We start from the raw sequence: 26222 nt of genomic DNA, 5'->3' as shown, positions 1-26222 counted from the left end.
GCTATGGTGAGGTACGAGCGCCGCACGTCGTGGCGCCCGGATGCATGCGCGCCACCGCATCCGTCGTCCTGCATCACACGAGGAGGCACCCACCGTGACCGATCCCAACACTCCCCAGCAGCCCGACTACTCCGCAGCGCCCGCCCCGTCGGGCCAGTACGCCGCCGCGCCGAGCAGCACGCCGAAGACGAACGTCCTCGCGATCGTCTCGCTCGTGTCGGCGTTCTTCATCTCGCTCGTGGCGATCATCACCGGGCACATCGCCCTCAGCCAGATCAAGAAGACGGGCGAGCAGGGCCGCGGCCTCGCGATCGCCGGCCTCGTCATCGGCTACGTCGGCCTGGTGATCGGCCTTATCGTCCTCCTCTTCTGGGTCGTCATCTTCGGGATCGCCGCCAGCTCCGGCAACCTGAACTACTGATCCCTCGCACGACGGAACCGACGCACCCGAGGAGCGCACCATGACCGATCCGAAGGTACCGGCCGACCAGCCCGACGAGCCCGAGACGCCGGCCCCCGGCGAGCCCGACGTCCCGACGCCCGCCGAGCCCGTCGCACCCAACCCCGAGGAGCCGGCGCCGCCGGCCCCCGAGGAGCCGCTCGCGCCGACGCCGGCCGAGCCCGTCGTGCCCTCGCCCGGCGCGCCCGAGACGCCCACGGCACCGCCGGAGACGCCCACGGCACCGCCGGCGCCGCCGGGCCCGCCCGTCGCGCCGCCCGCGGCGTCCTCGCCTCCGCCGCCCGTCCCGCCGGCCTACGGGCCGAGCGGAACGAGTGCGTCCTACGGTCCGTCCGCGACGGCGTCGTACGGCCCCTCCGCGAGCGCGCCGTCGGCACCCGCGGCTCCGCCCGCCGTGCTGTCGATCCTCTCGCTCGTCGCGGGCATCCTGGGCGTCGTCGGGTCGATCCTCGTGGTCTGGATCCCGATCGTCGGCGGCATCCTGCAGCTGTTCATCCCCGCCGCGGCGGTGGTGCTCGGCTTCCTGGGCCGGCGCAAGGAGCCGAACGGCAAGGGCATGGCGCTCGCGGGCATCATCCTCGGGTTCGTCGGCATCGCGATCGGCATCCTGTCGATCATCGGGTGGGTGGCCATCTTCACGTCCGACCCCTACCTGTACTACTGATCGGCGCGATGCTCCCCGACGACGAGTCCGTCGCCCGGCCGCCGGGGGATCCTGCGGCCGGGCGACGCGCGTCGTCGGGGGAGTCGCTGCCCGCGGACCTCGCCGTGCAGCGCGAGTACGAGGTGCCCATGGACACCGGGCAGCTCGCGAAGCTCCCGACGGCCGAGCTGCTGGTCGTCCACCGCGACTGGGACGCCGAGCTCGACGAGCACGCCGCCGAGGAGGAGGTCGTCGAGCGTTCGCTCTACGGCACCGTCGCCTCGGTCAGCGGCATCCTGGGGCTGCTGGCCGCGTTGTTCGTCGGCTGGGCGGTGCCGCTGTCGATCGCCGCGATCGTCTTCGGCGTGCTCGGGGTGCGCCGCGGCGCGGGCGACGAGTCGCGCTCCTGGGTCGGCATCGTCACGGGCGCGCTCGGCACCCTGTTCTCGTCCATCTGGATCGTCTACTACGTCAACGTGCTCGGCGCGATCGGCTGACCCGGTCGCCGGTCCGTGCGGCCGGGCTCAAGATGCGGGTATCGCCGGCAGCGCTCAGGCGCGCTCCGCCAGCAGCGCGACGTGGCGCCCCTGCGCGCGGGTCAGGATGACCGTCGCGCTGCGGTCGCCGCGCAGCTTCAGCCGCTTCCGCAGCGCCGCCGGGTCGACGTCGACGCCGCGCTTCTTGATCTCGAGCACCCCGATGTCGCGCTGCCTCAGCGCGCGCCGGAGGTCGTCCTCGTCGGGCGGCAATTGCTCGAGCACCCGGAACGCGGTCGCGAACGGGGTCACCGTGAGCTCGTCGGCGGTGAGGTAGGCGATGCCGTCGCCGACCATGCGCGCGCCGAGCCTGCGGGCCAGGTCGCCGATGAGCCGCGAGCGGATGACCGCCGGGTCGGGTTCGTACACGACCGCCCCGAGCGGCCCCGTCTCCTCGTCGGCGCTGTCGGCCGCAGCCGTCATCTCGTGCGCGCCGTCGTCGCGGAGCACGAGCGCGGCGCGGCGCACGCCGTCGCGGGCGAGCACGCCGGTCCAGAGCACCATCTCGACGAGGTCGCCGTCGACCGAGACCCACTGGGCCTCCGCGTCGTCGGGGATCACGTCGCGGTCGGTGCCCGGCCCGAGCTTCACGCCGACCGGCATGCGCTCCGCGATGGCGAAGACGGTGTCGAGGCTCGGCGAGTAGTCGGCTTCGGAGAGCCGGGTCGTGGTGCCCTGCTCGACCCGTCGGCGGGCGGGGTCGAGCCAGGCGGCGTCGACGTCGTCGAGGGGCACGGATGCCGCGTCGGCATGCACCACCCGCGCCTGCGCGAACGGCGTGAGGTTGTAGGCGGCGATCGCCGCGGTGACCTCGTCGGCCTCGACCGCGGTCACCTCGAGGTCGATCGCGGCCATGGCGAGCGCGTCGCCGCCGATGCCGCAGCCGAGGTCGGCGATGCGACGGAGGCCGGCGGCGTCGAACCGCCCCGCGTGGAGCGCGGCGACGCGGAGCCGGGTGGCCTGCTCGAGCCCGGCCTCGGTGAACAGCATGCGCTCGGCGAACGGGCCGAACTTCGCCTCGGCGCGGGCGCGCAGGCGCGACTGCGTGAGCGCCGCCGCGACGACCCCCGGTGAGTGACCCTCCCTGCGGAGCCGGCTGACGGTCGACACGACCTGGTCGCGACCCGTCCAGCGGGGGAGCGAGTCGAGCAGCCGGAGGCCCTCGGGGCTCAGCAGCTCGACCAGCTCGGCGCGATCCATCCCGCCACGCTAGCACCGGCGCGGCGGCCGGTCCGTGCCCGCCCGGCGGCATCCGCAACCCTGTTGGCACTCACGTTGCACGAGTGCCAACAGACCCCTAGACTCGACGTAGCACTCTCAGTCTGCGAGTGCTAAACAGTCTTCGTTTCTTCAAGAAAGAGGTCAACCGTGTCGGTCTCCATCAAGCCGCTCGAGGATCGCATCGTCATCCAGCAGGTCGAGGCGGAGCAGACCACCGCTTCGGGTCTCGTCATCCCGGACACCGCGAAGGAGAAGCCCCAGGAGGGCGAGGTCGTCGCAGTGGGCCCGGGTCGCATCGACGACAACGGCAACCGCGTCCCGCTCGACGTCGCAGTCGGCGACAAGGTGATCTACTCGAAGTACGGCGGAACCGAGGTCAAGTTCGGCGGCCAGGACTACCTGGTGCTGTCGGCCCGCGACGTCCTCGCGGTCGTCGTCCGCTAGTCGCATCCGCTCCACCCGGACGGCCCGGTCGCATCGCGCGGCCGGGCCGTTCGTCGTCCCGCCGTCCGCGGCGGCGTAGCATCGAGCGGTGACCGACTCCTCGCGGCGCCCGCCGCCCGTGCCGGCAGCCGGCGTCCCCGCGGGCACGCGCCGTGCCGGGTTCGCGTTCGCGTTCGCGGCCTACGGGCTCTGGGGCATCCTGCCGCTGTACTTCCTCGCGCTCGCGCCGACCGGCCCGTTCGAGATCGTCGCCTGGCGCGTGCTGCTCTCGCTCGTGTTCTGCGCGCTCCTGCTCACCGTCGCGCGCACCTGGCGGCCGTTGCTCGCGCTCGCACGCGATCGGCGCGTGCTGCTCACCATGGGTGCCGCCGGCGCGCTCATCTACGTCAACTGGCAGACCTACGTCTACGCGACCGCGACCGGCCAGGTCGTCGAGGCGTCGCTCGGCTACTTCATCAACCCGATCGTGACGGTCTTCCTCGGCGTGCTGGTGCTGCGAGAGCGGCTCCGCCCGTTGCAGTGGATCGCGGTCGGCATCTCGTTCGCGGCGGTGCTCGTGCTCACGGTGGCGCACGGCGGCCTGCCCTGGATCGCCCTCGCGCTCGCCTTCTCGTTCGGCTGCTACGGGTTGATCAAGAAGCGCGTCGGCGATCGGGTCGACGCGGTCGCCGGACTGACGCTGGAGACCGCGTGGCTCACCCCGGTGGCGATCGTGCAGCTGGTGGTCGTCGCCGCGACGTCGGGCCTCACGCTCGGCGCTGCGGGACCGGCGCACGCCGTGCTCCTCCTGTGCGCCGGCGCGGTCACCGCGGTGCCGCTCCTCGCGTTCGCGGCAGGGGCGCGCCGCCTTCCCCTCGTGTCGATGGGCTTCATCCAGTACCTCGCGCCGGTGATCCAGTTCATCGTCGGGGTCGCCGTGCTCGGCGAGCCCATGCCGGCCGAGCGATGGGTCGGGTTCGCGCTGGTCTGGCTCGCCATCGCACTGCTGCTGGCGGACCTCGCGCGGGCCGCAGGGCGCGGCAGGGCGGCCCGGAGGGCCCTTTCCGCTTCCGATGACCGGGACGCCCCGGAAGCGCCCGTGGGCCCCATCTGAGGGCTCACGATCGTTGCGTGGGAGCGTGCCCGGAACGCAGGAAACACGTCGTGCGAGCGGGATTATGACGCCCACGTAACGATTCAGGCGGCGTTACATGGTTGTGATCGCCCTGACTTGTTCCCGTCTCACGGGCCTGACTACTGTGAACGCACGGCATCCTCGCGGGTGCCGTTCCAACCAGTGTCCTAACAGTCCCTAGGAGCATCATGAGCGTAATCGCGAAGGCCTCGGCCAAGCGCTCGGCTCGCGCGGCCTGGACGGGGATCGCCCTTGCGGGTGTGTCCGCCCTCCTCCTCACCGCGTGCAGCACGGGTGATACGTCCGAGCCGACCGAGTCCGAAGATGCGGCCGCCTCCGGCGACGCAAACCCGATCGAACCCGGCGAGCGTGACCTCACGCTGAAGATCGGCACGATCCTCCCGCAGAGTGGTGCCCTCGCCTTCCTCGGCCCGCCCGAGGAGGCCGGTGTGGCCCTCGCCGCGCAGGAGATCAACGAGGCCGACCTCGGCATCACCGTCGACGTCGTCTACCGCGACTCGGGTGACACCACCACCGACACCGCGACCGTCTCGGTGACCGACCTCCTCTCGCAGGACGTCTCGGGCATCGTCGGCGCCGCCTCGTCGGGTGTCTCGAAGACCGTCATCGACCAGATCGTCGCCGCCGGCGTCGTGCAGTTCTCGCCGGCCAACACGTCGGCCGACTTCACCGACTACGACGACGACAACCTGTACTGGCGCACCGCTCCGTCGGACACGCTCCAGGGCGAGGTGCTCGGCAACCTGATCGCGTCGGACGGCAACGCGACGCTCGGCATGATCGTGCTGAACGACCCGTACGGCACCGGCCTCGCGGAGTTCACCAAGACCGCGTTCGAGGCTGCCGGCGGCGAGGTCGTCGCCGAGGAGCTCTTCAACGAGGGCGACTCGAACTTCGACTCGCAGATCGCCGGCGTGACCGCCGCCAACCCGGACGCGATCGCGCTGATCACGTTCGACCAGGCGAAGATCATCACCCCGGCGCTCGTGGGCGAGGGCTTCCCCGGCGACAAGCTGTACTTCGTCGACGGCAACCTGGCCGACTACAGCGCGGACTTCGCGCCGGGTCTGGTCGAGGGCGCCAAGGGCACCCTTCCCGGTCTCGACACCGCCACCCTCGGTGACTTCACCGACAACCTGCTGACGATCGACGACTCGCTGACCGACTTCAGCTACGCCGCCGAGTCGTACGACGCGGTCATCCTGCTGGCGCTCGCGGCCTACGCGGCCAACAGCACCGACGGCGCCGACATCGCCGAGTACCTCCAGCAGGTCTCGGGCGGCATCGCGGGCGTGGGCGAGAAGGTCACGACCTTCGCCGACGCCGCTGCGCTGCTCGCCGACGGCGAGCAGGTCGACTACGACGGTCCGTCGGGCCCGGTCACGTTCGACGAGAACGGCGACCCGACCGAGGCGACCATCGGTATCTTCCAGTACGGTGCCGACGGCACCTACGAGCGCATCGGCGACGGATAGTCTCCGCAGCTGACGCGTAGGCGATGGGCCCCGGCTTCGGCCGGGGCCCATCGTCGTTCCCGGGCGCATCCCGCTCCGCCGCTTCGTGAGCGTCGCGGCCCCGAGCTCGGGCGTCCGACCTCGGTGCCGCGATCGCCGTACGGGCGGGGCTGCGCGCTGCCGTGCGCCGGGTGTCCACGATCGGATCCTGCGCACTCGTGTGCCTGCGCCACGTGTGCTTGCGCCACGTGCGCTTGCGCCACGTGTGCCTGCGCCACGTGCGCCTGCGCCACGTGTGCCTGCGCCCACCGTGCCTCCGTGTCCCGCTGCCCCGCGCGCGTGGGTTTCCGTATTCAGGAACCCAGGAGCGGCCCGCGGCGCATCATGCCGGATCAGGCCGGCCGGGCGCACTGATCGTGCACCTGGCCGCTCGGCGGCGACGGAATCCACAGCGCGCGGCGGGAGGCTCCTGAAGAGCGTCGGACATGCTGCGACGGTGCGACCGTTGCCGCGCCCCGCGCAGCTGATCAGGCGCACGCAGGCGCACGTAGGCACGTAGGCACGTAGGCACGCAGGCGCGCAGGCGCGTAGGCACGCAGGCACGCACGCACGCAGGCGCACAGACGCAGGCACACGCGGGCCGCCCTGCGCGGTGGCCGTGGCCCCGCACGGTCGCCCGCCCGGACGTGACACGACGGGGGCGGATGCCCGTGGCATCCGCCCCCGTCGTGGACGTGTCGGCGTGCGGCGGCTACTCCTCCTGGCCCAGCGTGCCGAGGTACAGCCCGATGACCTTCGGGTCGTTCAGCAGCTCGCGGCCGGTGCCCGTGTAGGCGTCGTGCCCCTGGTCGAGCACGTAGCCGCGGTCGCAGATCTGCAGGCAGCGACGTGCGTTCTGCTCGACCATGATCGTCGTGACGCCGGCGCGGTTGATCTCCTTGACGCGCAGGAAGGCCTCGTCCTGGCGCACGGGGGAGAGGCCGGCCGACGGCTCGTCGAGCAGCAGGACGTGCGGCCCCATCATCAGCGCGCGCGACATGGCGACCATCTGTCGCTCACCGCCCGAGAGCGAGCCCGCGCGCTGCGAGAGGCGCTTGCCGAGCTCGGGGAAGATGTCGACCACGAACTCGAGCCGGTGCTTCAGGTCCTTCGGGCGCTGGAAGACGCCCATCTCGAGGTTCTCCTGGATGGTCAGCGTCGGGAACACGTTGTTCGTCTGCGGCACGAAGCCCACGCCCTTGGCGACGAGCTTGTTCGCCTTGAGGTTGGTGATCTCCTCGCCGCGCAGGAAGATGCCGCCGTCGCGCACCTTCACGAGGCCGAAGATCGACTTCAGCAGCGTGGACTTGCCCGCGCCGTTCGGCCCGATGATGCCGATGAGCTCGCCGTCGCGGGCCTGGAGCGAGCAGTCGTTGAGGATGTTCACACCGGGGAGGTACCCGGCCGTGACGCCGCGCACGTCGACGACCATCTCGCCCTCGGGCTCGAGGACCGGGGTGCTGCTGGGTTCACTGTTCGTCATCGATGAGCTCCTTCATCGCCGTGACGTGCTCGGACTCGGTCTCGCCGAGGTCGCTGTCGTGGTGGCTGCCCAGGTAGGCGTCGATCACGGCGGGGTCCTGCATGACCTCGTGCGGGTCGCCCTCGGCGACCACGCGGCCCTCGGCCATGACGATGACCCAGTCCGCGATGTGACGCACCATGTGCATGTCGTGCTCGACGAAGAGCACCGTCATGCCCTCGGCCTTGAGGTCGAGGATGTGGTCGAGCAGCGACTGGGTCAGCGCCGGGTTCACGCCCGCCATCGGCTCGTCGAGCATGACGAGCGTCGGGTCGCTCATGAGCGCCCGCGCCATCTCGAGGAGCTTGCGCTGGCCGCCGGAGAGGCTCGCCGCGTAGTCGTCCTTCTTCGCGTCGAGCTTGAACCGGGTGAGGAGGTCGAGCGCCTTCTCCTCGTTCGCCTGCTCCTCGCCGCGCCACAGGAACGGCAGGAGCGCCCGGAAGATGTTCTCGCCCGACTGTCCCTTGGCGCCGAGCTTCATGTTGTCCATGACGGTCAGCAGGCCGAGCGACTTGGTCAGCTGGAAGGTGCGGATGAGCCCCATGCGCGCGACCCGGTAGGCCGGCACGTGCGCGAGGGGACGCCCGTCGAACTCCCACTTGCCGGTGTCGGGCCGGTCGAAGCCGGTGAGCAGGTTGAAGAACGTGGTCTTGCCCGCACCGTTCGGCCCGATGAGGGCCGTGATCGCGTTGCGGGGGATCTCGACGTGGTCGACGTCGACGGCCGTGAGACCGCCGAAGGTGCGCTTGACGCTGTCGGCGACGAGGATCGGATCGACCTTCTTCACGCCCGGCGCGGGATCGCCGACGTGCAGCCCGGTCGTCTTCTCGGGGCGCTTCGAGGGAACGGTGTCACTTGACAAAGGCCAACTCCTTCTTGTTGCCGAGGATGCCCTGTGGCATGAACACGACGATCAGGATGATCGCCACGCCCACGAGGATGAACCGGAGCTGCCCGGCCTGCACCTGGGTCATGAACGGGAACCAGCCGGCGGCGACGGCGCGAGCCACGAAGCCGGAGAAGAACGACAGCAGGACCCAGAAGACCATCGACCCCACGATCGGACCGAGGATGGTGGCGGCGCCGCCGAGCAGCAGGATCGCGTAGACGAAGAACGTCAGCGTCGGCTGGAAGTACGACGGCACCACCGCACGGGGGAACACGAAGAGCATGCCCGCCAGGGTGCCGAAGACGCCGCCGAGGATGAGGCTCTGCATCTTGTACGAGTAGACGTTCTTGCCGAGCGAGCGCACGGCGTCCTCGTCCTCGCGGATGCCCTTGATGACGCGGCCCCAGGGGCTGCGCATGAGCATCCAGGTGAGCAGGGCGCAGATCGCCACGACGACCCACGCGATGATCAGGAAGAACCACGTGCGGTCGCTGAAGTTCCACGGCCCGAACCCGTACGAACCGTCGGGCAGCGGGTTCAGGGCCTCGAGGTCGCGCTGGAAGGCCGAGAGCCCGCTCGCCGAGCCGGTGAACGCGTCGAACTCGTTGGTCGTGAACAGCAGGCGCACGATCTCCGCCGCCGCGATCGTCACGATGGCGAGGTAGTCGGCGCGCAGCCGCAGGGTCGGGATGCCGAGGATCAGGGCGAAGACGACGGATGCCCCGATGCCGATGAGCACGCAGGCCCAGATCGGGAGTCCGAAGCGCAGCGCCGAGAGCGCGTAGCCGTAGGCGCCGATGGCCATGAACCCGGCCTGGCCGAAGTTCAGCAGGCCCGTGTAGCCGAAGTGGACGGCGAGGCCCAGCGCCGCGAGCGCGTACGCCGCGGTGGTCGGGCTGATGAATTCGATTGCGGCATTGCCGAAGATCGCTCCCCAGTCGAGCATGTCAGGCCCCTCCTATCCGATTCTCTCTCGACGGCCCAGGATGCCCTGTGGCCGGAACAGCAGCACCAGGATCAGCACCACCAGCGCGCCGACGTACTTCAGGTCGCTCGGCAGCCACAGCGTCGACAGCTCGACGAACAGGCCGACGATGAGCGAACCGACGAGCGCGCCGAACGCGGTGCCGAGGCCGCCCAGGGTGACTGCGGCGAAGATCAGCAGCAGCAGCTGGAAGCCCATGTCCCAGCTGACGCCGGGGCGGTAGTAGGCGAAGAGGATGCCGCTGAGGCCGGCGAGCAGCGCTCCGAGCACCCAGACGATGCGGATGACCCGGTCGACGTCGATGCCGCTGGCGGACGCGAGGCTCGGGTTGTCGGAGACGGCGCGCGTCGCCTTGCCGATGCGCGTACGGGTCAGGAAGTAGCCGAAGCCGAGGAGCGCGATGACGCTGACGGCCATCGACGTCACGTCGATCCAGGACAGGGAGATCGGTCCGAGGATGATCGTCGGCGGGATGGTCGCGCCGGGCAGCTGCTGCGTCGTGCCGCCGTAGAAGAACTGGAACAGGTAGCGCATGGCCAGCGAGAGTCCGATGGAGACGATCATGAGCGGCACGATCGCCACGCCGCGTCGCCGGAGCGGCTTCCACAGCCCGGCGTCGAGCACCCAGCCGAGTGCGGCGCTCAGGATGAGCGCGACGATGATCGCCAGCCACACCGGCAGCCCGACGTAGACCGAGAACGTCAGCATCATGAGCGCACCGAACGTGACCATCTCCGCGTGCGCGAAGTTCGACAGGCCGGTCGTGCCGAAGATGAGCGACAGGCCGATCGAGGCGAGCGCGAGCAGCAGGCCGAAGTTGAGGCCCGTCACCGCCCGGTCGAGCACTTGGCTCCAGATGTTCTGCGTGACGCGCTGCCCCTCGCCGAGGAAGAAGTTGACGGAGGCATTGCTGGTCTGGCCGAACTCGGCCTCGCGGGTCGCGCCGCCCTCGGCGACGATGACGCCCTCGGGGAGGGTCTCCTCGTCGAGGGTGACGGTGTAGGCGACCTTCTCGGGGACGCCCACCTCCCAGCGGCCGTCGGCGTCGGTCTCGACCATCGCCTCGAACCCGCCGGGGCCCTCGATCGTGATGGCCACGCCCGCGAGCGGCTCGCCCTCGAACTGGACGTTGCCGCGGAAGTGGTAGTCGTACTCGACGACCTCCTCCTGGCCGGTGCCGTCGTCGGTCTCCTCCGCGACGGCGGCCGATGCCGTGACGCCCATCAGGGCGAGCACCGCGAAGACCATTCCGAGTAGGGCGAGCAATCGACCGGACCAGGGTCTGGTGACTGTCAGAGTCGGTTCCACTGCACCTCCATGGGGACCCGTGCGCCGGTGGTACCGGTCGGGTCCGGTCTCCTACTGCCGGCTGCGATGACGACAGTACGTGCCGATTATGTCCTATGTGTTTCCCGGGGGCCGCACTGGTGCCCGATCGTTATCGGGGAATGGGGGACCGGTGAACTCGATTAACATGGGTACACTCACGCGCCCACGACGCGCGCGAGCACCCCTCGACTCGCGCTCGCGAAAGGACCACATGGACGAGCAGCCCGATCCGTTCGGCTTCACGGGACTCACCTACGACGACGTGCTGCTGCTGCCCGGGCAGACCGACGTCATCCCGAGCGAGGCCGACACGACCTCGCGCCTCACCCGCCGGATCGAGGTGGCCACGCCGCTGCTCTCCTCCGCGATGGACACCGTGACCGAGCAGCGCATGGCGATCGCCATGGCGCGCGAGGGCGGCATCGGCATCCTGCACCGCAACCTCTCGATCGAGGACCAGGCCCAGCAGGTCGACCAGGTCAAGCGCTCGGAGTCGGGCATGATCACGAACCCGGTGACGACCCACCCCGACGCGACGGTGGCCGAGGTCGACGCGATGTGCGGGCGCTACCGCGTCTCGGGCCTCCCGGTGATCGACGACGAGGGCATCCTGGTCGGCATCATCACGAACCGCGACATGCGCTTCGTCTCGGACTTCGAGAAGCCGACGACGCGCGTGCGCGACGTGATGACGAAGGCGCCGCTCGTGACCGGCAAGGTGGGCATCGACCCCGACGACGCCGTGGCCATCTTCGCCCAGCACAAGATCGAGAAGCTCCCGCTGATCGACGCGAGCGGGCGCCTCACCGGCCTCATCACGGTGAAGGACTTCGAGAAGTCGGAGAAGTACCCGCACGCCACCAAGGACGACGAGGGACGCCTGCGCGTGGGCGCCGCGATCGGCTTCTTCGGCGACGCGTGGGAGCGCGCGGGGCTGCTGCGCGACGCGGGCGTCGACGTGCTCGTCGTCGACACCGCCAACGGCCAGAGCTCCGGCGTGCTCGAGATCATCGCCCGGCTGAAGGCCGACCCGGCGTTCGCCGGCATCGACGTGATCGGCGGCAACGTCGCCACCCGGGCGGGCGCGCAGGCGCTCATCGATGCGGGGGCGGATGCCGTCAAGGTCGGCGTGGGCCCGGGCTCGATCTGCACGACGCGCGTGGTCGCGGGCGTCGGCGTGCCCCAGGTGACGGCCGTCTACGAGGCATCCCTCGCCGCGCGCCAGGCGGGCGTGCCGCTCATCGCCGACGGCGGCCTCCAGTACTCCGGTGACATCGCGAAGGCGCTGGTGGCGGGAGCGGACACCGTCATGCTCGGGTCGCTGCTCGCGGGCACCGCGGAGAGCCCCGGCGAGCTCATCTTCGTCAACGGCAAGCAGTTCAAGCAGTACCGCGGCATGGGCTCGCTCGGCGCGCTGCAGACCCGCGGCGAGAAGACGTCGTATTCGAAGGACCGGTACTTCCAGGCCGACGTGCCGAACGACGACAAGCTCATCCCCGAGGGGATCGAGGGCCAGGTGCCCTACCGAGGGCCGCTCTCGGCGGTCGCGTACCAGCTCGTCGGCGGCCTGCGGCAGTCGATGTTCTACGTCGGCGCGCGCACCGTCCCCGAGCTGAAGGCCAAGGGCAAGTTCGTGCGGATCACCCCCGCCGGCCTGAAGGAGTCGCACCCGCACGACGTTCAGATCGTGGTCGAGGCGCCCAACTACCGGAAGTAGCGCCTCGCACCCGCACGACGTGAGGAGCGGCCGCGACCGGCCCGCCTCGGCGGTCGCGTCGCGGGCGTTCGCTAGGGTTGATCCGTGACCCAGGAGATCGAGATCGGCCGTGCCAAGCGCGGTCGCCGCGTGTACGCGTTCGACGACGTCGCGATCGTGCCGAGCCGGCGCACGCGCAATCCGGAGGACGTGTCGGTCTCGTGGACGATCGACGCGTACCAGTTCGAGATCCCGATCCTCGCGGCCCCGATGGATTCGGTCGTCTCGCCGACGACCGCGATCGCGATCGGCCGGCTCGGGGGCCTCGGCGTGCTCGACCTCGAGGGGCTCTGGACCCGCTACGAGGACCCGGAGCCGCTCCTGGCCGAGATCCGCTCGCTGCCGCCCGAGACGGCCACGGCCCGCATGCAGCAGATCTACTCCGAGCCGATCCGGCCCGAGCTGGTGACGGCGCGGCTGGCCGAGATCCGCGCGGCGGGCGTCACCGTCGCCGGCGCGCTCTCGCCGCAGCGCACCCAGGAGCTGTACGAGACCGTGGTCGCGGCGGGCGTCGACCTGTTCGTCATCCGGGGCACGACGGTCTCGGCCGAGCACGTGTCGAAGGGCGACGAGCCGCTCAACCTGAAGAAGTTCATCTACGAGCTCGACGTGCCCGTGATCGTCGGCGGCGCGGCCACCTACACGGCGGCGCTGCACCTCATGCGCACCGGCGCCGCGGGCGTGCTCGTCGGGTTCGGCGGCGGCGCGGCCTCGACCACGCGCGCTTCGCTCGGCATCCACGCGCCGATGGCGACCGCGGTCGCCGACGTCGCGGGCGCCCGGCGCGACTACCTCGACGAGTCGGGCGGCCGCTACGTGCACGTCATCGCCGACGGCGGGCTGGGGCACTCCGGCGACATCGTGAAGGCGATCGCGTGCGGCGCCGACGCCGTGATGCTCGGCTCCACGCTGGCGCGGGCGACGGATGCGCCGGGCGGCGGCTTCCACTGGGGCGCCGAGGCGCACCACCCCCAGCTCCCGCGCGGCAAGCGCGTGCGCGTCGGGCAGATCGCGCCCCTCGAGGAGGTGCTCTTCGGCCCGGCCACCGCCGCCGAGGGCACCGCGAACCTGATCGGCGCGCTGCGGAAGTCGATGGCGACCACCGGGTACTCCGACCTGAAGGAGTTCCAGCGGGTCGAGGTCGTCGCCGCGCCCTACGGCCTGCAGTAGCATCCGCCCGACCGCCTGAGCGAACCCCGCGAGTCCGCCCGCTGCGACGCCGGGCCGGACTAGCGTAGGGGGCATGGCGGAGCGCAGGACGGTCACCCGGTCCAACCGGCTCGGTCCCGCCGAGCGGGAGGCGGCGCTCGCGCGCCTGCGGCAGAAGGAGGTCGACGTCCTCGTCATCGGCGGGGGCATCGTCGGCACCGGCGCGGCGCTCGACGCCGTGACGCGCGGCCTCAGCGTGGGCCTGTTCGAGGCGCGCGACTGGGCGTCGGGCACGTCGAGCCGGTCGTCGAAGCTGGTGCACGGGGGCATCCGGTACCTCGAGCAGCTCGACTTCCGGCTGGTGCGCGAAGCCCTCATCGAGCGCGGACTGCTGCTCCAGCGCCTCGCGCCGCACCTGGTGAAGCCGGTGCGGTTCCTCTACCCCCTGACGCGTCCGCTCCTCGAGCGCCTCTACGTCGGGGCGGGGATGCTCCTCTACGACGTGTTCAGCTACTCCGGCGGCCGGCCGCCCGGCGTTCCGCACCACCGCCACCTCTCGAAGCGGCAGGTGTTCAAGTCGATGCCGTCGCTCGCGCGTGGCGCGCTGGTCGGCGGCATCACGTACTACGACGCGCAGGTCGACGACGCCCGGTACGTCGCCTCGCTCGCGCGCACGGCCTCGTTCTACGGTGCGCACGTCGCCTCCCGGGTCAAGGTCGAGGGCTTCGTGAAGGTCGGCGAGCGCGTCGTGGGCGTGCGCGCGCACGACCTGCAGACCGGCGAGCACTTCGAGGTGCGCGCGCGCCAGGTCGTCAACGCCACCGGCGTCTGGACCGACGACACCCAGCGCATGGTCGGGGAGCGGGGCACGTTCAAGGTCCGCGCGTCCAAGGGCATCCACCTCGTGGTGCCGCGCGACCGGTTCCAGTCGACCATGGGGCTGCTGCTGCGCACCGAGAAGAGCGTGCTGTTCGTCATCCCGTGGGGGCGGCACTGGCTCATCGGCACGACCGACACCGACTGGAACCTCGACAAGGCGCATCCGGCCGCGACCGCCGCCGACATCGACTACCTGCTCGAGCGCGTCAACCAGGTGCTCGCGATCCCGCTCACGCGCGCCGACGTCGAGGGCGTGTTCGCGGGGCTGCGGCCCCTGCTCGCGGGCGAGTCCGACGAGACCTCGAAGCTGTCGCGCGAGCACCTGGTCGCCCACACCGTGCCCGGCCTCGTCGTGATCGCGGGCGGCAAGTGGACCACGTACCGGGTCATGGCCAAGGACGCCATCGACGCGGCGGCCGACGCGCTCGACGGCCGCGTGCCGGCGTCGACCACCGAGGACATCCCGCTGCTCGGAGCGGAGGGCTACCGGGCCGCCTGGAACAAGCGCGGCAAGCTCGCGCGGGCCTTCGGCGTGCACAAGGTGCGCATCGAGCACCTGCTGAACCGGTACGGCACGCTCACCGACGAGCTGCTCGACCTGATCCGCGACGATCCGGAGCTGGTCGAGCCGCTGCCCGGTGCCGACGACTACATCGGCGCCGAGGTCGTCTACGCGGCCTCGCACGAGGGGGCGCTGCACCTCGACGACGTGCTCGCCCGGCGCACGCGCATCTCGATCGAGGCGTGGGACCGCGGGGTGTCGGCGGCACCGGTGGCCGCCGAGCTGATGGGACGCGTGCTCGGCTGGGACGCCGCACGCGTGCAGCTGGAGGTCGACCGCTACCTGCAGCGTGTCGAGGCGGAGATCGCCTCGCAGCAGCAGCCTGACGACGCCTCGGCCGACCGGGTGCGTCGCGAGGCGCCCGACATCGTCAGCGCCGACTGACGGTCGCCGCCGCCGACCGGAGCGCGGTTCCCAGCCGCCCGCGGGTAGACTCTCCGGCTGATGCTCCGGATGATGCTGCGCCCACGCTGGCTGCTCGCGCTGCTGCTCGCGCTGGGCATCGCCGCCGCCTTCGCACTGCTCGGCCAGTGGCAGATCGAGCGCGCGGTGGAGCAGGGCGCGGTCGTCGAGCGCCCCACCGAGGACGTGCTGCCGCTCGCCGACGTCGCCGAGCCCGACGGGCCGACCACGCAGGCGGCGACCGGGCAGATGGTGACGTTCGCCGCCGAGGTGGTGCCGGGCGACACGGTGCTGCTCGAGGGGCGCCTGCACGAGGGCGAGGCGGGGTACTGGGTCGTCGCGCACGCCGAGGTGTCGGGCGACGGCACCCCGGGCGGCATCCCGCTGGCACTCGGCTGGGCGCCGGACGAGCAGACCGCCGCCGCGGTGGCGGCGGTCGTCGACGGCGGCGGCTTCGACCCCGGTCGCATCGAGGGCCGCTTCGTGCCGAGCGAGGCGCCGGAGCTGCCGGACGAGGACGGCGACCCGCAGGCGATGTCGACCCTCGCGGTGGCGCAGCTGGTCAACGTCTGGGCCGACTTCGACGATCGCCCGGCGTACTTCGCGTACGTGATCGTGCCCGACGCGGCATCCGCCCTCGCTCTCACCGCGATCGACGCGCCCGCGCCCGAGCTCGAGCGCGAGCTGAACTGGCTGAACGTCTTCTACGCGCTCGAGTGGGCGGTGTTCGCGGGCTTCGCGATCTACCTCTGGTACCGCCTCGTGCGCGACGCCGTCGAACGCGAACGCGACGAGGCCGAGCTCGCGGCCGGCGCGCAGGATTCCGCGGGCCCGCCTGCGTAGAATCGAGGCATGCCCCTCGAGCCCAAGTCCGCCGATCTCCCGCGCATCCGCGGGGCGCTCCGCTTCTACCAGGTCTGCTCGGTCATCACCGGCGTGCTGCTGCTCGCGCTCGTCGGCGAGATGGTCATGAAGTACGCCTTCGGGCTCGAGCTCGAGCTCGCCGGCCCCCAGGGCGTCCTGGCCTTCGTGCCGACCGACACGGTCACGGCCGTGAACCTCTCGACCGGCATCCTGATGGTGCACGGCTGGTTCTACGTCGTCTACCTCTTCAGCGACTTCCGCCTCTGGAGCCTCATGCGCTGGCCGTTCCTGCGGTTCCTCGTGATCGCGTCGGGCGGCATCGTGCCGTTCCTGTCGTTCTTCCTCGAGGCCCGCGTCGGGCGCGAGGTGACCGCGTACCTCGCCGATCGCGAGGCACGCGACGCCGAGCCCGCCACGACCCCGGCGGAGGCGAGCGCATGAGCGACCCGATCGCAGGGCCCGTGCCCGATGAGGCCGAGCAGCCGGCCGTGCTCGCCGAGCCCGACGCGGAGGGCGCCGGCACTGCGCAGCGCCCGGTGCTCGTCGTCGACTTCGGCGCGCAGTACGCGCAGCTGATCGCGCGGCGCGTGCGCGAGGCATCCGTCTACTCCGAGATCGTGCCGCACACCATCACCGCCGAGGAGGTCGCCGCGAAGCACCCGGTGGGCATCGTGCTGTCGGGCGGCCCCAGCTCGGTGTACGCCGAGGGGGCACCGTCGCTCGACGAGGGCATCCTCAAGCTCGGCGTGCCGACGCTCGGCATCTGCTACGGCTTCCAGGTCATGGCGAAGCAACTGGGCGGACAGGTCGCGCGCACCGGCCACCGCGAGTACGGCTCGACGCCGGTGACCGCGCGCACCGACGACGGCAACGCGCTGCTCTCCGGGCAGCCCGAGCACCAGACCGTGTGGATGAGCCACGGCGACTCGGTCGCGGTCGCACCCGAGGGCTTCGAGGTGCTCGCGTCCACCGAGTCCACGCCGGTCGCCGCGTTCGCGAGCGACGAGCTCGGCTTCTACGGCGTGCAGTGGCACCCCGAGGTCAAGCACTCCGAGCACGGGCAGCGCGTGATCGAGAACTTCCTGCACCGGGCCGCCGGCATCCCCGACGACTGGAACGCCGACAACGTCATCGCCGAGCAGGTCGCGCGCATCCGTGCCCAGGTCGGCTCGTCGCAGGTGATCTGCGCGCTGTCGGGGGGCGTCGACTCGGCCGTCGCCGCGGCGCTCGTGCACGAGGCGGTCGGCGACCAGCTCACCTGCGTGTTCGTCGACCACGGACTGCTCCGCAAGGACGAGCGCCGGCAGGTCGAGGAGGACTACGCGGCCTCGACCGGCGTGCGCATCGTGACGGTCGACGCCTCGGAGCGGTTCCTCGGCGCACTCGCCGGGGTGAGCGACCCCGAGCAGAAGCGCAAGATCATCGGCCGCGAGTTCATCCGCACCTTCGAGCAGGCCGAGCGCGACCTCGTCGCCGAGGCGAAGGATGCCGGTGAGCCGATCCGGTTCCTCGTTCAGGGCACGCTCTACCCCGACGTCGTCGAGTCGGGCGGCGGCACGGGCACCGCGAACATCAAGAGCCACCACAACGTCGGCGGCCTGCCGGAGGACCTGCAGTTCGAGCTGGTCGAGCCCCTGCGCACCCTGTTCAAGGACGAGGTGCGTGCGATCGGCCGCGAGCTCGGGCTGCCCGAGGTCATCGTCGGCCGCCAGCCCTTCCCGGGGCCGGGCCTCGGCATCCGCATCGTCGGCGAGGTCACGGCCGAGCGCCTCGCGATCCTCCGCGAGGCCGACGCCATCGTGCGCGCCGAGCTGTCGGCCGCGGGCCTCGACGCCCAGATCTGGCAGTGCCCGGTGGTGCTGCTGGCCGACGTGCGCTCGGTGGGCGTGCAGGGCGACGGACGCACCTACGGGCATCCGATCGTGCTGCGGCCCGTCTCGAGCGAGGACGCGATGACCGCGGACTGGACCCGCGTGCCCTACGACGTGCTCGCGAAGATCTCGAACCGCATCACCAACGAGGTGCCCGACGTCAACCGCGTCACGGTCGACATCACGTCGAAGCCGCCGGGCACCATCGAGTGGGAGTAGCCGCGGGAGCAACTTCCGCGCACCTGTCGATCCGGCCCCTTCCCGTTCGACGTCTGTGGTGAGAGGGTCGAGACAGCGGCCCGTGAATCCAGGGAGTGAACGACGATGACGAAGTACATGCTGATCATGCGCTCGGACGACCGCGGCGTGGCCGCCTACAGGGAGCTGCCGTTCGAGGAGGTCATCGCCCGCATGGGCGCCTACAACGAGCAGTTGATGAAGGCCGGCGTGATGGTCGGCGGCGAGGGCCTGACCGAGGCCGACGAGGGGTTCGTGGTCGACTTCGACGGCGAGGAGCCGCTCGTGACCGACGGGCCGTACGGCGAGACCAAGGAGCTGTTCAACGGCTTCTGGATCCTGGAGGTGTCCTCGAGGGAGGAGGCCGCGGAGTGGGCGATGCGCTGCCCGCTCGGAACCGGATCCAAGCTCGAGGTGCGCCGGGTGACCGGCCCCGAGGACTTCCCCGACGACAACGAGTGGATCGAGAAGGAGGCGCACTGGCGCCAGCAGCTCGGCACGGAGTGAGCGGAGGCGGCTGAGTCGCAGGTGACCGGCATGACGGATGCGACGACCCGCCGCCCGCCCGACGAGGCGGCGGCGCGTCGTGCCGTCGCCGCGGTGTGGCGCATCGAGTCGGCGCACGTGGTCGCGACCCTGACGCGCATGTCGGGCGACTTCGACCTCGCCGAGGAGCTGGCGCAGGAGGCGCTCGTCGAGGCGCTCGAGCAGTGGCCGCGCACCGGCGTGCCGCGCAACGGCGGCGCCTGGCTCACCACGGTGGGCAAGCGGCGCCTGATCGACGCGTGGCGGCGGCGCGAGCGGCTCGACGAGCGGTACCGTGCGCTGGCCCGCGACCTCGAGCAGCGGGCGGATGCCCCGGGCGGAGACCCCGACCGGATCGACGACGACGTGCTGCGCCTCGTGTTCACGGCCTGCCACCCGGTGCTCTCGCGCGAGGCGCGCGTGGCGCTGACGCTGCGCGTGGTCGGCGGCCTCACGACCGAGGAGATCGCGCGGGCGTTCGTGGTGCCGGTGGCGACCGTGCAGCAGCGAATCGTGCGTGCCAAGAAGACGCTCGGAGCCGCGCACGTGCCGTTCGCGGTGCCGGAGCGCGAGGAGTTCGCCGAACGTCTCGGCTCGGTGCTCGGGGTGCTGTACCTCATCTTCAACGAGGGGCATGCGGCGAGCTCGGGCGAGGACTGGATGCGCCCGGAGCTCAGCCGCGAGGCGCTGCGGCTCGCGCGCATCGTCGCCGGGCTCGCGCCGCGCGAGCCCGAGGCCCACGGGCTGGTCGCGCTGATGGAGTTCACCGCAGCGCGGTTCCCGGCGCGCGTGACCGCCGACGGCACCCCGGTGCTGCTGGCCGACCAGGACCGGCGGCGCTGGGACCGCGGCGCGATCGCGCGCGGCCGGGCGGCCCTGGTGCGGGCCGATGCCACCGGTCGCGGCCGCGGCGCCTACGGGCTGCAGGCGGCGATCGCCGAGTGCCACGACGTGGCGGCCTCGGTCGACGACACCGACTGGGAGCGTGTCGCGCTGCTCTACGAGGCGCTCGGCCGCATCGCGCCGTCGCCCGTGGTCGAGTTGAACCGGGCGGTCGCCGTGTCGATGGCCACGGGCCCCGCGACCGCGTTGCGGATCGTCGACGAGCTCGCGGCATCCGGCGCGCTGCGCACCAGCCACCTGCTGCCGAGCGTGCGGGGCGAGCTGCTCGCGCGGCTCGGCCGCGACGACGAGGCGCGGGCGGAGTTCCTCGACGCGGCCGCCCGCTGCGGCAACCTGCGCGAGCGCGGGGTGCTCGAGGGCAAGGCGGCGGCACTGCGGGGCGCCTGAGGACGGCGTCCGCGGCGCCCACCCGCCGGAGACGACGAACGGGCCGCCCCGGAGGGCGGCCCGTTCGAGATCGATCAGCCTCGCGGCATCCGCTCGCTAGTCGCGTGCGATGGCGAGGATGCGCAGCAGCTCGAGGTACAGCCAGATGACCGTGACCATGATGCCGAAGGCGCCCGACCAGGCGAAGGCCTTCGGGGCGCGGTTGCGCACGCCCTTCTGGATGAAGTCGAAGTCGAGCACGAGCGAGTAGCCCGCCATGATCACGATGAGCGGGGCGAGGATCAGCCCGAGCGGGATGCCGAAGATCTCGAAGCCGCTGCGGAGGCCCCACGGGTCGTCGGAGACGCCGAAGATCATGAGGCCGACGTTGACGAGCGAGAAGACCATGTAGCCGATCATCGCGATGAGGAAGATCTTGGTCGCACGCTTGGAGGCGCGGATCTTGCCCGAGGCGAACAGCGCCAGCGTGACGCCGACGACCGCGAGGGTCGCGATGACCGCCTGGGCGACGATGCCGGGGTAGAGCGCCTCGTAGAAGGCGGAGATGCCGCCGACGAACACGCCCTGCGCGGCCGAGTAGGCCAGCACGAGGCCGCCCGAGGGCTGCTTCTTGAAGATGTTGACGAGGGCGAGCACGAAGCCGACGATGCCGGCGCCGATCCACAGGAACGGGATCATGTCGACCGTCACCCAGCCCACGGCCGCGCCGACCAGCAGCACGCCGAACGCGACCGCCGACTTCGCGATCGTGTCCTCCATGGTCATCGGCTCCTCGACGGGGGCCGACGGACGGTTGTACATCTCGTGCAGGTCCTGGGCGGACGCGTTCTGCGCCGCGACCTGGCCCTGCCCGGTCGTGAAGGCCTCGTTGCGGAAGGCCGGGTTGTTCATCGCCATGGGGTCTGAGGTGTCCTCTGCGTTCGCTGGGGAAGGGGTCGGGCCGTCGTCGCGGACGTCCCTGACCAACGAATCTACCGGAGACCGGTGTCCGACGGGCGGGGGAGCACCCCCGAATCCGGCGGATTCACGGGTTGTTCGCCCCGGGCGGAGCCGCCTGCGACCGCACGGGAGCGGTGCGCACCTACGCTGGAGCCCATGGCGACCGCCCACGGCACGACCCCGCTCGTCATCGCCCACCGCGGCGCGAGCGGGTACCGGCCCGAGCACACGGCGCCCGCCTACACGCTCGCCGTGGCCCTCGGCGCCGACGCGGTGGAGCCCGACCTCGTCGCCACCCGCGACGGCGTGCTCGTCGTGCGGCACGAGCACGAGATCTCCGGCACGACGGATGTCGCGAGCCGGCCCGAGTTCGCCGCCCGGCGCACCACGCGCGAGGTCGACGGCGCCCGGGTGGCCGGCTGGTTCACCGAGGACTTCACCTGGGCCGAGCTCGCCACCCTGCGGGCGCGCGAGCGCATGCCCCGGACCCGGCCGCAGAACGCCACGTTCGACGGGCGCTTCCCGGTGCTGCGGTTCCGCGACCTGCTCGCGCTGCTCGATCGCGAGTGCGAGCGCACCGGCCGGGAGGTCGCGCTCGTGGCCGAGCTGAAGCACGCGAGCCACTTCGCGGGCATGGGCCTGCCGCTCGACGAGCTGGTGGCCGCCGAGCTCGCCGGGGCCGGCTGGGCCGACGGGCGCCGCGCGATCGTCGCCGAGGCGTTCGAGCTCGACGTGCTGGACCGGCTGGCCCGTCGCGGCGTTCCGGGCCGACGGGTCTTCCTGCTCGAGGCGTCCGGCGCCCCGGCCGACCTCGTGCGCGCGCTGGGTTCGGACGCGCCCGCGTTCGACCGGTTCGCGACGCCCGACGGGCTGGCCGGGCTCGCGGGCCGGGTCGACGGCGTGAGCGTCGACACCGGGCGGCTGCTGGGTCGGGACCGGGACCGGGCGCCGGATGCCGCGCGCGGTGCGTCCGCGCCGCTCGTCGCACCACTCGCGGGCGCTGCGCTGGTCGAGGCGGCCCACGAGCACGGCCTCGACGTGTTCACCTGGACGCTGCGGCCGGAGAACCGGTTCCTCCGGCAGGGGTTCCGCCGCGGCACGGCGACGTCGGCCTGGGGCGACTGGCTCGGCGCCTTCGCGCGCATCATCGAGACGGGGGTCGACGGGGTCTTCGCCGATCACCCCGACCTCGCCCTGGACGCGCGAAACACGGCCGACACGACCCGTCGCTAACGTGTCGCGGGTGGGGTGTCCGAAGCACATGGAGTACGGCCCGTGCGGCGGGGTGGGCGCCGACGGGAGCTGCGAGGCGGGCGCGTTCCCGTGCGTCTTCCTCGAGGGGCCGCCGCGGCCCTGGGAGGGCGTCGACGGCGAGCGGGGCGTGCCGCCCGGTGCGCGCACGAGCGCGGCCGGGGCCACGCTCGCACGACTCGCCGCGGGCCGCGTGGTCGTCGCCGACCTGCCGGCGCGCGCGGCCGACGAGCACGGCCTCGCGGCCTGCGCGGCGATCCTGTCGGGGCGCGTCGACGCCGTGCTCTCGGGTGACGCGCCCGATGCGCGCGTGCAGTACGCCCCGAGCCTGCGCGCGATGCTGCTCGGCCGCGAGGGCATCGCCGTCTGGGCGGGCGTGAACTGCCGCGACCGCAATCGCGTGGCGCTCGAGGGCGAGGTCGCGGGGCTCGCGGTCGCCGGCGCCGCGGGCGTGCACTGCGTCACCGGCGACCACACCGGCATCGGCCACCGGCCCGATGCCGCGCCGGTCTTCGACCTCGACGGCGTCGAGCTCGCCGCGGTCGCCCGCGGGGCCGGGCACGTGGTGTCGGTCGCGGAGGCGCCGGCAGCGCCCCCCGTGGGCGACCGGGTGGCGCGCCTGCTCGTCAAGGAGGCGGCGGGGGCCGACGTCTGCTTCATCGACCACTGCGGCGGCACCTCGCCCGTGCGGCGGTTCGTGCGATCGGCACGGGACGCGGGTTCGGAGGTGCGCTTCATCGCCTGCGTGCCGGTCGTGTTCGACGTCGACAGCGCGTCGACGCTCGATTCCTTCCCGGGCATGGTGCTGCCGCCCGGGTACATCCAGCGCATCGCGTCGGCGACCGACGTGCGGCGGGCCGGGATCGACGCGGCGATCGCGCTCGCCGAGGAGCTGCTCGAGGTCGACGGGGTCGACGGGGTCGACCTCTCCGGCGGCTCGGGCCCCGGCGGCGAGCTCGCCTACGCCGAGGCGGTCGCCGAGGTGGCCGACGGCATCGCGGGCGTCGCCGCCTGACGCGGGGCGCCGCCGCGGGGCATCCGCTCAGCCCGGCAGTCGGGTCGCCGACCAGGCGCCGTCGGCGCCGCGGGTGTACTCGACCCGGTTGCTCGGCCCCTCGAGGTCGCCGCGCCAGAACGTGAGCCGGTGCGGGAGCACCCGGTAGCCCACCCAGTGCTCGGGCGCATCGAGGGTGCCCTCCGGATGCGCCGCCGCGAACGCCTCCCAGGCCGCGACGCGCTCGGCGCGCGGCAGGTGGGCGAGCTCGGCGGAGTTCATCCAGGCGAGCAGCTGGAGGTAGCGCGACCGGGCGCGGAAGACCGACGCGGCCGCCTCGGCGGTCACCGGCACCGCATCGCCGGCGACCGTGAGCTGCCGGGCGTGCTCGACCCACGCCAGCACGAGCGACACGCGGCCGTCGGCGGCGAGCTCGCGCGCCTTGCGCGTGCGCGCGTCGGTGTGGAAGGCGATCGCCTCGCCGTCGAACTCGCTGAGCAGCACGCTGCGCGAGTCGGGGTAGCCGTCGGCGCCGATCGTGGTGAGGGTCATCAGCGGGCGCAGCTCGTCGTCGTTTCCCGGCAACCATGCCGCCAGCAGCTCCATCGGGTCGGCGAGCGTCTCGTCGGGGTCCGCCTGGTCGTGGCCGAAGCGGTTGGTGCTCGTGATGATCACGGGCGGCTGGTCGTCGCTCGTCGGGTGCTCGGGCATGCGTTCCTCCGTCATGGCGCCGCGTGGAATCGGGCGACCTCGCCGAGGCCCCGTGCCGCCTGGTCGACCGCCGCCTCGAACAGGGCGGCACCGTGCGCCGCGTTCGCGCGCGTCGGGTCGCCGATCACGCCGCCGGTGCCGAAGTCGTCGCTCAGCCAGCCGAACGTCACGGGCGTGCCGGCGAACCCGATCATCGGCGTCTCGAGCAGGTGCTCGGGCACCGCGCGGCGCGCCGCGGCGAGGTCCACCAGGTCGGGACGCAGGTGCAGCAGCAGGGAGGTCTCGCCGTGCCCGCCGTGGATGCCCATGCCGAGCTCGTCGCCGCCCTCGTCGCCGTCGCCCGGCGGCACGCGGATGCCCGTGAAGAACGTGTGCAGTCCGAAGCGGCGCCGCAGCTCGCGCACGGCCACGCCGAGGGGCGCCACGTTGCCGCCGTGGCCGTTGAGGAAGACGACCCGGCGTGCGGGCGTCGCGGCGATCGCGCGGCCCAGGTCGACGAGCGTCGCGTGGAACGTCTCCGCCGAGAGCCACATCGTGCCCGGGGCCCACGCGTGCTCGTCGGACTTCGTGTAGGCGAGCGCCGGCAGCAGCCAGGCGTCGACGCCCGCCGCCGCGGCCCGGTCGACGGCGGCCGCAGCGACCTCCTCGGCCATGATGCGGTCGGTCGCGAGCGGGAGGTGCGGTCCGTGGTGCTCGATCGCACCGGTGGGCACGACGACGATCGACTCGGGAGTGAGCGAGGAGGCGACCCAGGGGCCGCTCTGCTCGTCGAGGCGCCGGCTCACGCCGGGGCCTTCCCGTACATGAGCGGGTTCGTCGCGGCATCCGCCTCGGGCAGCTTGCCCGGATTGAGGATGCCCGCGGGATCGGTCTGCGCCTTGCGCGCTCGCGTCTCCTCGACGCGCACGTCGACGAACCACTGGTGGGGATTGTGCGTGTGCACGCCGAGCTCGCCGAGCGCGGCCATGCCGGCGAGCACCGCCTCCTCGCTCTCGTAGCGGCCCGCGAGCATGCCGATCGGCCGGCCCCGCTGCGCCTCGGCGTGCAGCATCGCGCCGGGGTAGACCGCGTGCACCTCGTCGATGCGGTCGACGAGCGCGGACCCGCCGACCTCGACGTGGAAGTACTCGCCGGGGTAGGCCTTCTGCAGCCACTCGATGGGGTGGTTGTAGGAGATCATGCTGAGCCGCATGACCTCCTTCGCGCCCTCGGCGACGTGCTCGACCCGGCCGCCCGCGGCCTCGACGAGCGCCGTGGCCGCGTCGATCGAGGCGGCGTCGAGGATGCCGCGGAGGCTGACGCGTCCCTCGGGGATGCCGGGGTTCGACGGCAGCGCGTCGGCGAGGGTGGGCAGGTCGGTCGAGACGAGTCGCGGGGTCGGCTCCAGCTCGGCGAACGGCGCGAGCAGGCCGAGCGCGGCCGGGAACGCGTCGGCGTCGAAGCTCGCGTAGAACGCCCGCCAGGGCTGCAGCGGCTCGAGGGCGACGGTCGCGCGGGCGATGATGCCGGCGGTGCCGTAGTTGTGGAGGTACTCCTGCGCCTCGGCGCCCTCGACGTGGTGGAGGCCGCCGCCGTCGGCGTGCACGACGTCGAGCGCGATCACGAACGGGCCGCCCGCGATGACCCCGTGCGCGATCGAGCCGGTGCCGCCCGATCCGCCGGAGAGGAACCCGCCGAGCGTCGACTGCGCGGTCGACGGGTACATGAGCAGCTGCTGCCCGGTCGCCCAGGCCGCGTTCTCGATCTGCGCCATCACCGCGCCGCCCTCGGCGGTGACGTAGCCGTCGCCGACCTCGACGATGCCCCGCGCGCGGCTGAGGTCGAGCACGAGCCCGTCGTGCAGCGGGATTCCCTGGCCGTAGTTGCCCGTGCCCTTGCCGCGGGGCGTCACGGGCACCCCGTGCGCGAGGGCCGCCCGCACGACGTCGGCGACCTGCTCGGCGTCGGTCGGGTACGCCACGACGTCGGCGAGCCCGAGCGGCAGCTTCGCGCTCACGACGGGGGAGAGCGCGCATCCGTCGACCGAGGCCCGCTCGCGGGTCGCGGGGTCGACGCTGACGCCGCGCTCGCCGAGGGCTGCGGTGAGGTCGGCGACGAGCGCGGTGAGGTCGGGGGTCGTGGACATGCGTGGATCT

The 26222-nt window shown here is 72.2% G+C and carries 25 protein-coding genes; 16 read left to right on the top strand and 9 right to left on the bottom strand.

The features are described from left to right. Positions 1 to 94 precede the first annotated feature (94 nt). From ABZK10_RS01150 to ABZK10_RS01140, 3 genes are read left to right on the top strand one after another with little or no spacing between them, the layout of a single operon-like run. Entirely contained in the window at positions 95 to 421 is a 327-nt protein-coding gene (locus ABZK10_RS01150) for a DUF4190 domain-containing protein (protein ID WP_353807352.1), read from the top strand. 40 nt (positions 422 to 461) lie between these two features. Continuing rightward, on the top strand, positions 462 to 1124 hold the full coding sequence (locus ABZK10_RS01145) for a DUF4190 domain-containing protein (RefSeq protein WP_353807351.1): 663 nt from the start codon (positions 462 to 464) through the stop codon (positions 1122 to 1124). An 8-nt stretch (positions 1125 to 1132) separates the two neighbouring features. Beyond that, the gene (locus tag ABZK10_RS01140) at positions 1133 to 1600 is read left to right on the top strand and encodes a hypothetical protein (protein WP_353807350.1); all 468 of its coding nucleotides are present in this window, start codon (positions 1133 to 1135) and stop codon (positions 1598 to 1600) included. 54 nt (positions 1601 to 1654) lie between these two features. Here ABZK10_RS01140 and ABZK10_RS01135 read toward each other — a convergent pair whose 3' ends face one another. Continuing rightward, positions 1655 to 2839: a class I SAM-dependent methyltransferase gene (locus ABZK10_RS01135; protein ID WP_353807349.1), complete on the bottom strand. Its 1185-nt coding sequence runs from the start codon at positions 2837 to 2839 to the stop codon at positions 1655 to 1657. Between the two features lie 168 nt (positions 2840 to 3007). Between ABZK10_RS01135 and groES the strand changes: the two genes are divergently transcribed. The 3 genes from groES (at position 3008) to ABZK10_RS01120 (ending at position 5914) form a co-directional block, all read left to right on the top strand. Next, positions 3008 to 3304, top strand: a complete 297-nt coding sequence (gene groES, locus ABZK10_RS01130; protein ID WP_281884999.1) for a co-chaperone GroES — start codon at positions 3008 to 3010, stop codon at positions 3302 to 3304. Positions 3305 to 3392: 88 nt separating this feature from the next. Then, positions 3393 to 4397, top strand: coding sequence for an EamA family transporter RarD (rarD, locus tag ABZK10_RS01125; RefSeq protein ID WP_436408478.1), 1005 nt, complete (start codon positions 3393 to 3395; stop codon positions 4395 to 4397). Positions 4398 to 4606: 209 nt separating this feature from the next. Further along, positions 4607 to 5914 (top strand): ABC transporter substrate-binding protein, encoded by a 1308-nt coding sequence (locus ABZK10_RS01120; protein WP_353807348.1) that lies wholly within the window; start codon positions 4607 to 4609, stop codon positions 5912 to 5914. 730 nt (positions 5915 to 6644) lie between these two features. Here ABZK10_RS01120 and ABZK10_RS01115 read toward each other — a convergent pair. The 4 genes from ABZK10_RS01115 to ABZK10_RS01100 are packed head-to-tail and all read right to left on the bottom strand — an operon-like array spanning position 6645 to position 10576. Beyond that, the gene (locus ABZK10_RS01115) at positions 6645 to 7415 is read right to left on the bottom strand and encodes an ABC transporter ATP-binding protein (RefSeq protein ID WP_353807347.1); all 771 of its coding nucleotides are present in this window, start codon (positions 7413 to 7415) and stop codon (positions 6645 to 6647) included. Next, positions 7402 to 8316 (bottom strand): ABC transporter ATP-binding protein, encoded by a 915-nt coding sequence (locus ABZK10_RS01110; protein ID WP_353807346.1) that lies wholly within the window; start codon positions 8314 to 8316, stop codon positions 7402 to 7404. The genes ABZK10_RS01115 and ABZK10_RS01110 overlap by 14 nt, the downstream gene beginning before the upstream one ends. Then, positions 8306 to 9289: a branched-chain amino acid ABC transporter permease gene (locus tag ABZK10_RS01105; RefSeq protein ID WP_353807345.1), complete on the bottom strand. Its 984-nt coding sequence runs from the start codon at positions 9287 to 9289 to the stop codon at positions 8306 to 8308. Before ABZK10_RS01105 ends, ABZK10_RS01110 begins: the two co-directional genes overlap by 11 nt. A 12-nt stretch (positions 9290 to 9301) precedes the next feature. Further along, positions 9302 to 10576: a branched-chain amino acid ABC transporter permease gene (locus ABZK10_RS01100; RefSeq protein WP_436408521.1), complete on the bottom strand. Its 1275-nt coding sequence runs from the start codon at positions 10574 to 10576 to the stop codon at positions 9302 to 9304. 292 nt (positions 10577 to 10868) lie between these two features. On the opposite strand from ABZK10_RS01100, the gene guaB reads away from it, so the two are divergent. The 8 genes from guaB (at position 10869) to ABZK10_RS01060 (ending at position 20192) form a co-directional block, all read left to right on the top strand. Continuing rightward, a complete protein-coding gene (gene guaB / locus ABZK10_RS01095) occupies positions 10869 to 12374 on the top strand; it encodes an IMP dehydrogenase (protein ID WP_353807344.1) in 1506 nt (501 codons plus the stop codon). Between the two features lie 84 nt (positions 12375 to 12458). After that, positions 12459 to 13583: a GuaB3 family IMP dehydrogenase-related protein gene (locus ABZK10_RS01090; RefSeq protein WP_353807343.1), complete on the top strand. Its 1125-nt coding sequence runs from the start codon at positions 12459 to 12461 to the stop codon at positions 13581 to 13583. A gap of 73 nt (positions 13584 to 13656) precedes the next feature. Continuing rightward, on the top strand, positions 13657 to 15387 hold the full coding sequence (locus tag ABZK10_RS01085; RefSeq protein ID WP_353807342.1) for a glycerol-3-phosphate dehydrogenase/oxidase: 1731 nt from the start codon (positions 13657 to 13659) through the stop codon (positions 15385 to 15387). 60 nt (positions 15388 to 15447) lie between these two features. Further along, the gene (locus ABZK10_RS01080; protein ID WP_353807341.1) at positions 15448 to 16248 is read left to right on the top strand and encodes an SURF1 family cytochrome oxidase biogenesis protein; all 801 of its coding nucleotides are present in this window, start codon (positions 15448 to 15450) and stop codon (positions 16246 to 16248) included. A gap of 9 nt (positions 16249 to 16257) precedes the next feature. Then, complete coding sequence (locus ABZK10_RS01075) at positions 16258 to 16710, top strand: DUF3817 domain-containing protein (RefSeq protein WP_353807340.1); 453 nt, start codon at positions 16258 to 16260, stop codon at positions 16708 to 16710. After that, positions 16707 to 18359 carry a glutamine-hydrolyzing GMP synthase gene (gene guaA / locus ABZK10_RS01070; protein ID WP_353807339.1) on the top strand — a complete coding sequence of 551 codons (1653 nt, stop codon included), beginning with the start codon at positions 16707 to 16709 and terminating at the stop codon, positions 18357 to 18359. Before ABZK10_RS01075 ends, guaA begins: the two co-directional genes overlap by 4 nt. Before the next feature lie 105 nt (positions 18360 to 18464). Next, complete coding sequence (locus ABZK10_RS01065; protein ID WP_353807338.1) at positions 18465 to 18884, top strand: YciI family protein; 420 nt, start codon at positions 18465 to 18467, stop codon at positions 18882 to 18884. A 30-nt stretch (positions 18885 to 18914) separates the two neighbouring features. Next, on the top strand, positions 18915 to 20192 hold the full coding sequence (locus tag ABZK10_RS01060; protein ID WP_353807337.1) for an RNA polymerase sigma factor: 1278 nt from the start codon (positions 18915 to 18917) through the stop codon (positions 20190 to 20192). A gap of 96 nt (positions 20193 to 20288) precedes the next feature. On the opposite strand, the gene ABZK10_RS01055 is transcribed toward ABZK10_RS01060, so the two are convergent. Continuing rightward, positions 20289 to 21089, bottom strand: coding sequence for a Bax inhibitor-1/YccA family protein (locus tag ABZK10_RS01055; RefSeq protein WP_353807336.1), 801 nt, complete (start codon positions 21087 to 21089; stop codon positions 20289 to 20291). A 198-nt stretch (positions 21090 to 21287) separates the two neighbouring features. Between ABZK10_RS01055 and ABZK10_RS01050 the strand changes: the two genes are divergently transcribed. Next, positions 21288 to 22364 carry a glycerophosphodiester phosphodiesterase family protein gene (locus ABZK10_RS01050; RefSeq protein WP_353807335.1) on the top strand — a complete coding sequence of 359 codons (1077 nt, stop codon included), beginning with the start codon at positions 21288 to 21290 and terminating at the stop codon, positions 22362 to 22364. A gap of 10 nt (positions 22365 to 22374) precedes the next feature. After that, positions 22375 to 23397, top strand: a complete 1023-nt coding sequence (locus ABZK10_RS01045) for a methylenetetrahydrofolate reductase (protein WP_353807334.1) — start codon at positions 22375 to 22377, stop codon at positions 23395 to 23397. A 27-nt stretch (positions 23398 to 23424) separates the two neighbouring features. Here the strand turns inward: ABZK10_RS01045 and ABZK10_RS01040 are convergent, their stop codons facing one another. From ABZK10_RS01040 to ABZK10_RS01030, 3 genes are read right to left on the bottom strand one after another with little or no spacing between them, the layout of a single operon-like run. Beyond that, a complete protein-coding gene (locus ABZK10_RS01040; protein WP_353807333.1) occupies positions 23425 to 24087 on the bottom strand; it encodes a pyridoxine/pyridoxamine 5'-phosphate oxidase in 663 nt (220 codons plus the stop codon). Positions 24088 to 24098: 11 nt separating this feature from the next. Continuing rightward, positions 24099 to 24872 (bottom strand): creatininase family protein, encoded by a 774-nt coding sequence (locus ABZK10_RS01035; protein WP_353807332.1) that lies wholly within the window; start codon positions 24870 to 24872, stop codon positions 24099 to 24101. Continuing rightward, positions 24869 to 26212 carry an FAD-binding oxidoreductase gene (locus ABZK10_RS01030; protein ID WP_353807331.1) on the bottom strand — a complete coding sequence of 448 codons (1344 nt, stop codon included), beginning with the start codon at positions 26210 to 26212 and terminating at the stop codon, positions 24869 to 24871. Before ABZK10_RS01030 ends, ABZK10_RS01035 begins: the two co-directional genes overlap by 4 nt. Positions 26213 to 26222 lie beyond the last annotated feature (10 nt).

Source organism: Agromyces sp. SYSU T00194 (assembly GCF_040496035.1).
GTDB lineage: Bacteria > Actinomycetota > Actinomycetes > Actinomycetales > Microbacteriaceae > Agromyces > Agromyces chitinivorans.
The sequence above is the reverse complement of the archived record's forward strand: the minus strand, read 5'-3'. Positions and strand labels throughout refer to the sequence as shown.

What these genes read in the sequence shown, in the direction of transcription:
- ABZK10_RS01145 (WP_353807351.1), top strand. Translation starts at nt 462, where the DNA reads ATGACCGATCCGAAGGTACCGGCCGACCAGCCCGACGAGCCCGAGACG.
- ABZK10_RS01140 (WP_353807350.1), top strand. Translation starts at nt 1,133, where the DNA reads ATGCTCCCCGACGACGAGTCCGTCGCCCGGCCGCCGGGGGATCCTGCG.
- ABZK10_RS01135 (WP_353807349.1), bottom strand. Translation starts at nt 2,839, where the DNA reads ATGGATCGCGCCGAGCTGGTCGAGCTGCTGAGCCCCGAGGGCCTCCGG.
- ABZK10_RS01120 (WP_353807348.1), top strand. Translation starts at nt 4,607, where the DNA reads ATGAGCGTAATCGCGAAGGCCTCGGCCAAGCGCTCGGCTCGCGCGGCC.
- ABZK10_RS01115 (WP_353807347.1), bottom strand. Translation starts at nt 7,415, where the DNA reads ATGACGAACAGTGAACCCAGCAGCACCCCGGTCCTCGAGCCCGAGGGC.
- ABZK10_RS01105 (WP_353807345.1), bottom strand. Translation starts at nt 9,289, where the DNA reads ATGCTCGACTGGGGAGCGATCTTCGGCAATGCCGCAATCGAATTCATC.
- ABZK10_RS01100 (WP_436408521.1), bottom strand. Translation starts at nt 10,576, where the DNA reads ATGGTCTTCGCGGTGCTCGCCCTGATGGGCGTCACGGCATCGGCCGCC.
- guaB (WP_353807344.1), top strand. Translation starts at nt 10,869, where the DNA reads ATGGACGAGCAGCCCGATCCGTTCGGCTTCACGGGACTCACCTACGAC.
- ABZK10_RS01085 (WP_353807342.1), top strand. Translation starts at nt 13,657, where the DNA reads ATGGCGGAGCGCAGGACGGTCACCCGGTCCAACCGGCTCGGTCCCGCC.
- ABZK10_RS01080 (WP_353807341.1), top strand. Translation starts at nt 15,448, where the DNA reads ATGCTCCGGATGATGCTGCGCCCACGCTGGCTGCTCGCGCTGCTGCTC.
- ABZK10_RS01075 (WP_353807340.1), top strand. Translation starts at nt 16,258, where the DNA reads ATGCCCCTCGAGCCCAAGTCCGCCGATCTCCCGCGCATCCGCGGGGCG.
- guaA (WP_353807339.1), top strand. Translation starts at nt 16,707, where the DNA reads ATGAGCGACCCGATCGCAGGGCCCGTGCCCGATGAGGCCGAGCAGCCG.
- ABZK10_RS01065 (WP_353807338.1), top strand. Translation starts at nt 18,465, where the DNA reads ATGACGAAGTACATGCTGATCATGCGCTCGGACGACCGCGGCGTGGCC.
- ABZK10_RS01060 (WP_353807337.1), top strand. Translation starts at nt 18,915, where the DNA reads ATGACGGATGCGACGACCCGCCGCCCGCCCGACGAGGCGGCGGCGCGT.
- ABZK10_RS01055 (WP_353807336.1), bottom strand. Translation starts at nt 21,089, where the DNA reads ATGGCGATGAACAACCCGGCCTTCCGCAACGAGGCCTTCACGACCGGG.
- ABZK10_RS01050 (WP_353807335.1), top strand. Translation starts at nt 21,288, where the DNA reads ATGGCGACCGCCCACGGCACGACCCCGCTCGTCATCGCCCACCGCGGC.
- ABZK10_RS01040 (WP_353807333.1), bottom strand. Translation starts at nt 24,087, where the DNA reads ATGCCCGAGCACCCGACGAGCGACGACCAGCCGCCCGTGATCATCACG.
- ABZK10_RS01030 (WP_353807331.1), bottom strand. Translation starts at nt 26,212, where the DNA reads ATGTCCACGACCCCCGACCTCACCGCGCTCGTCGCCGACCTCACCGCA.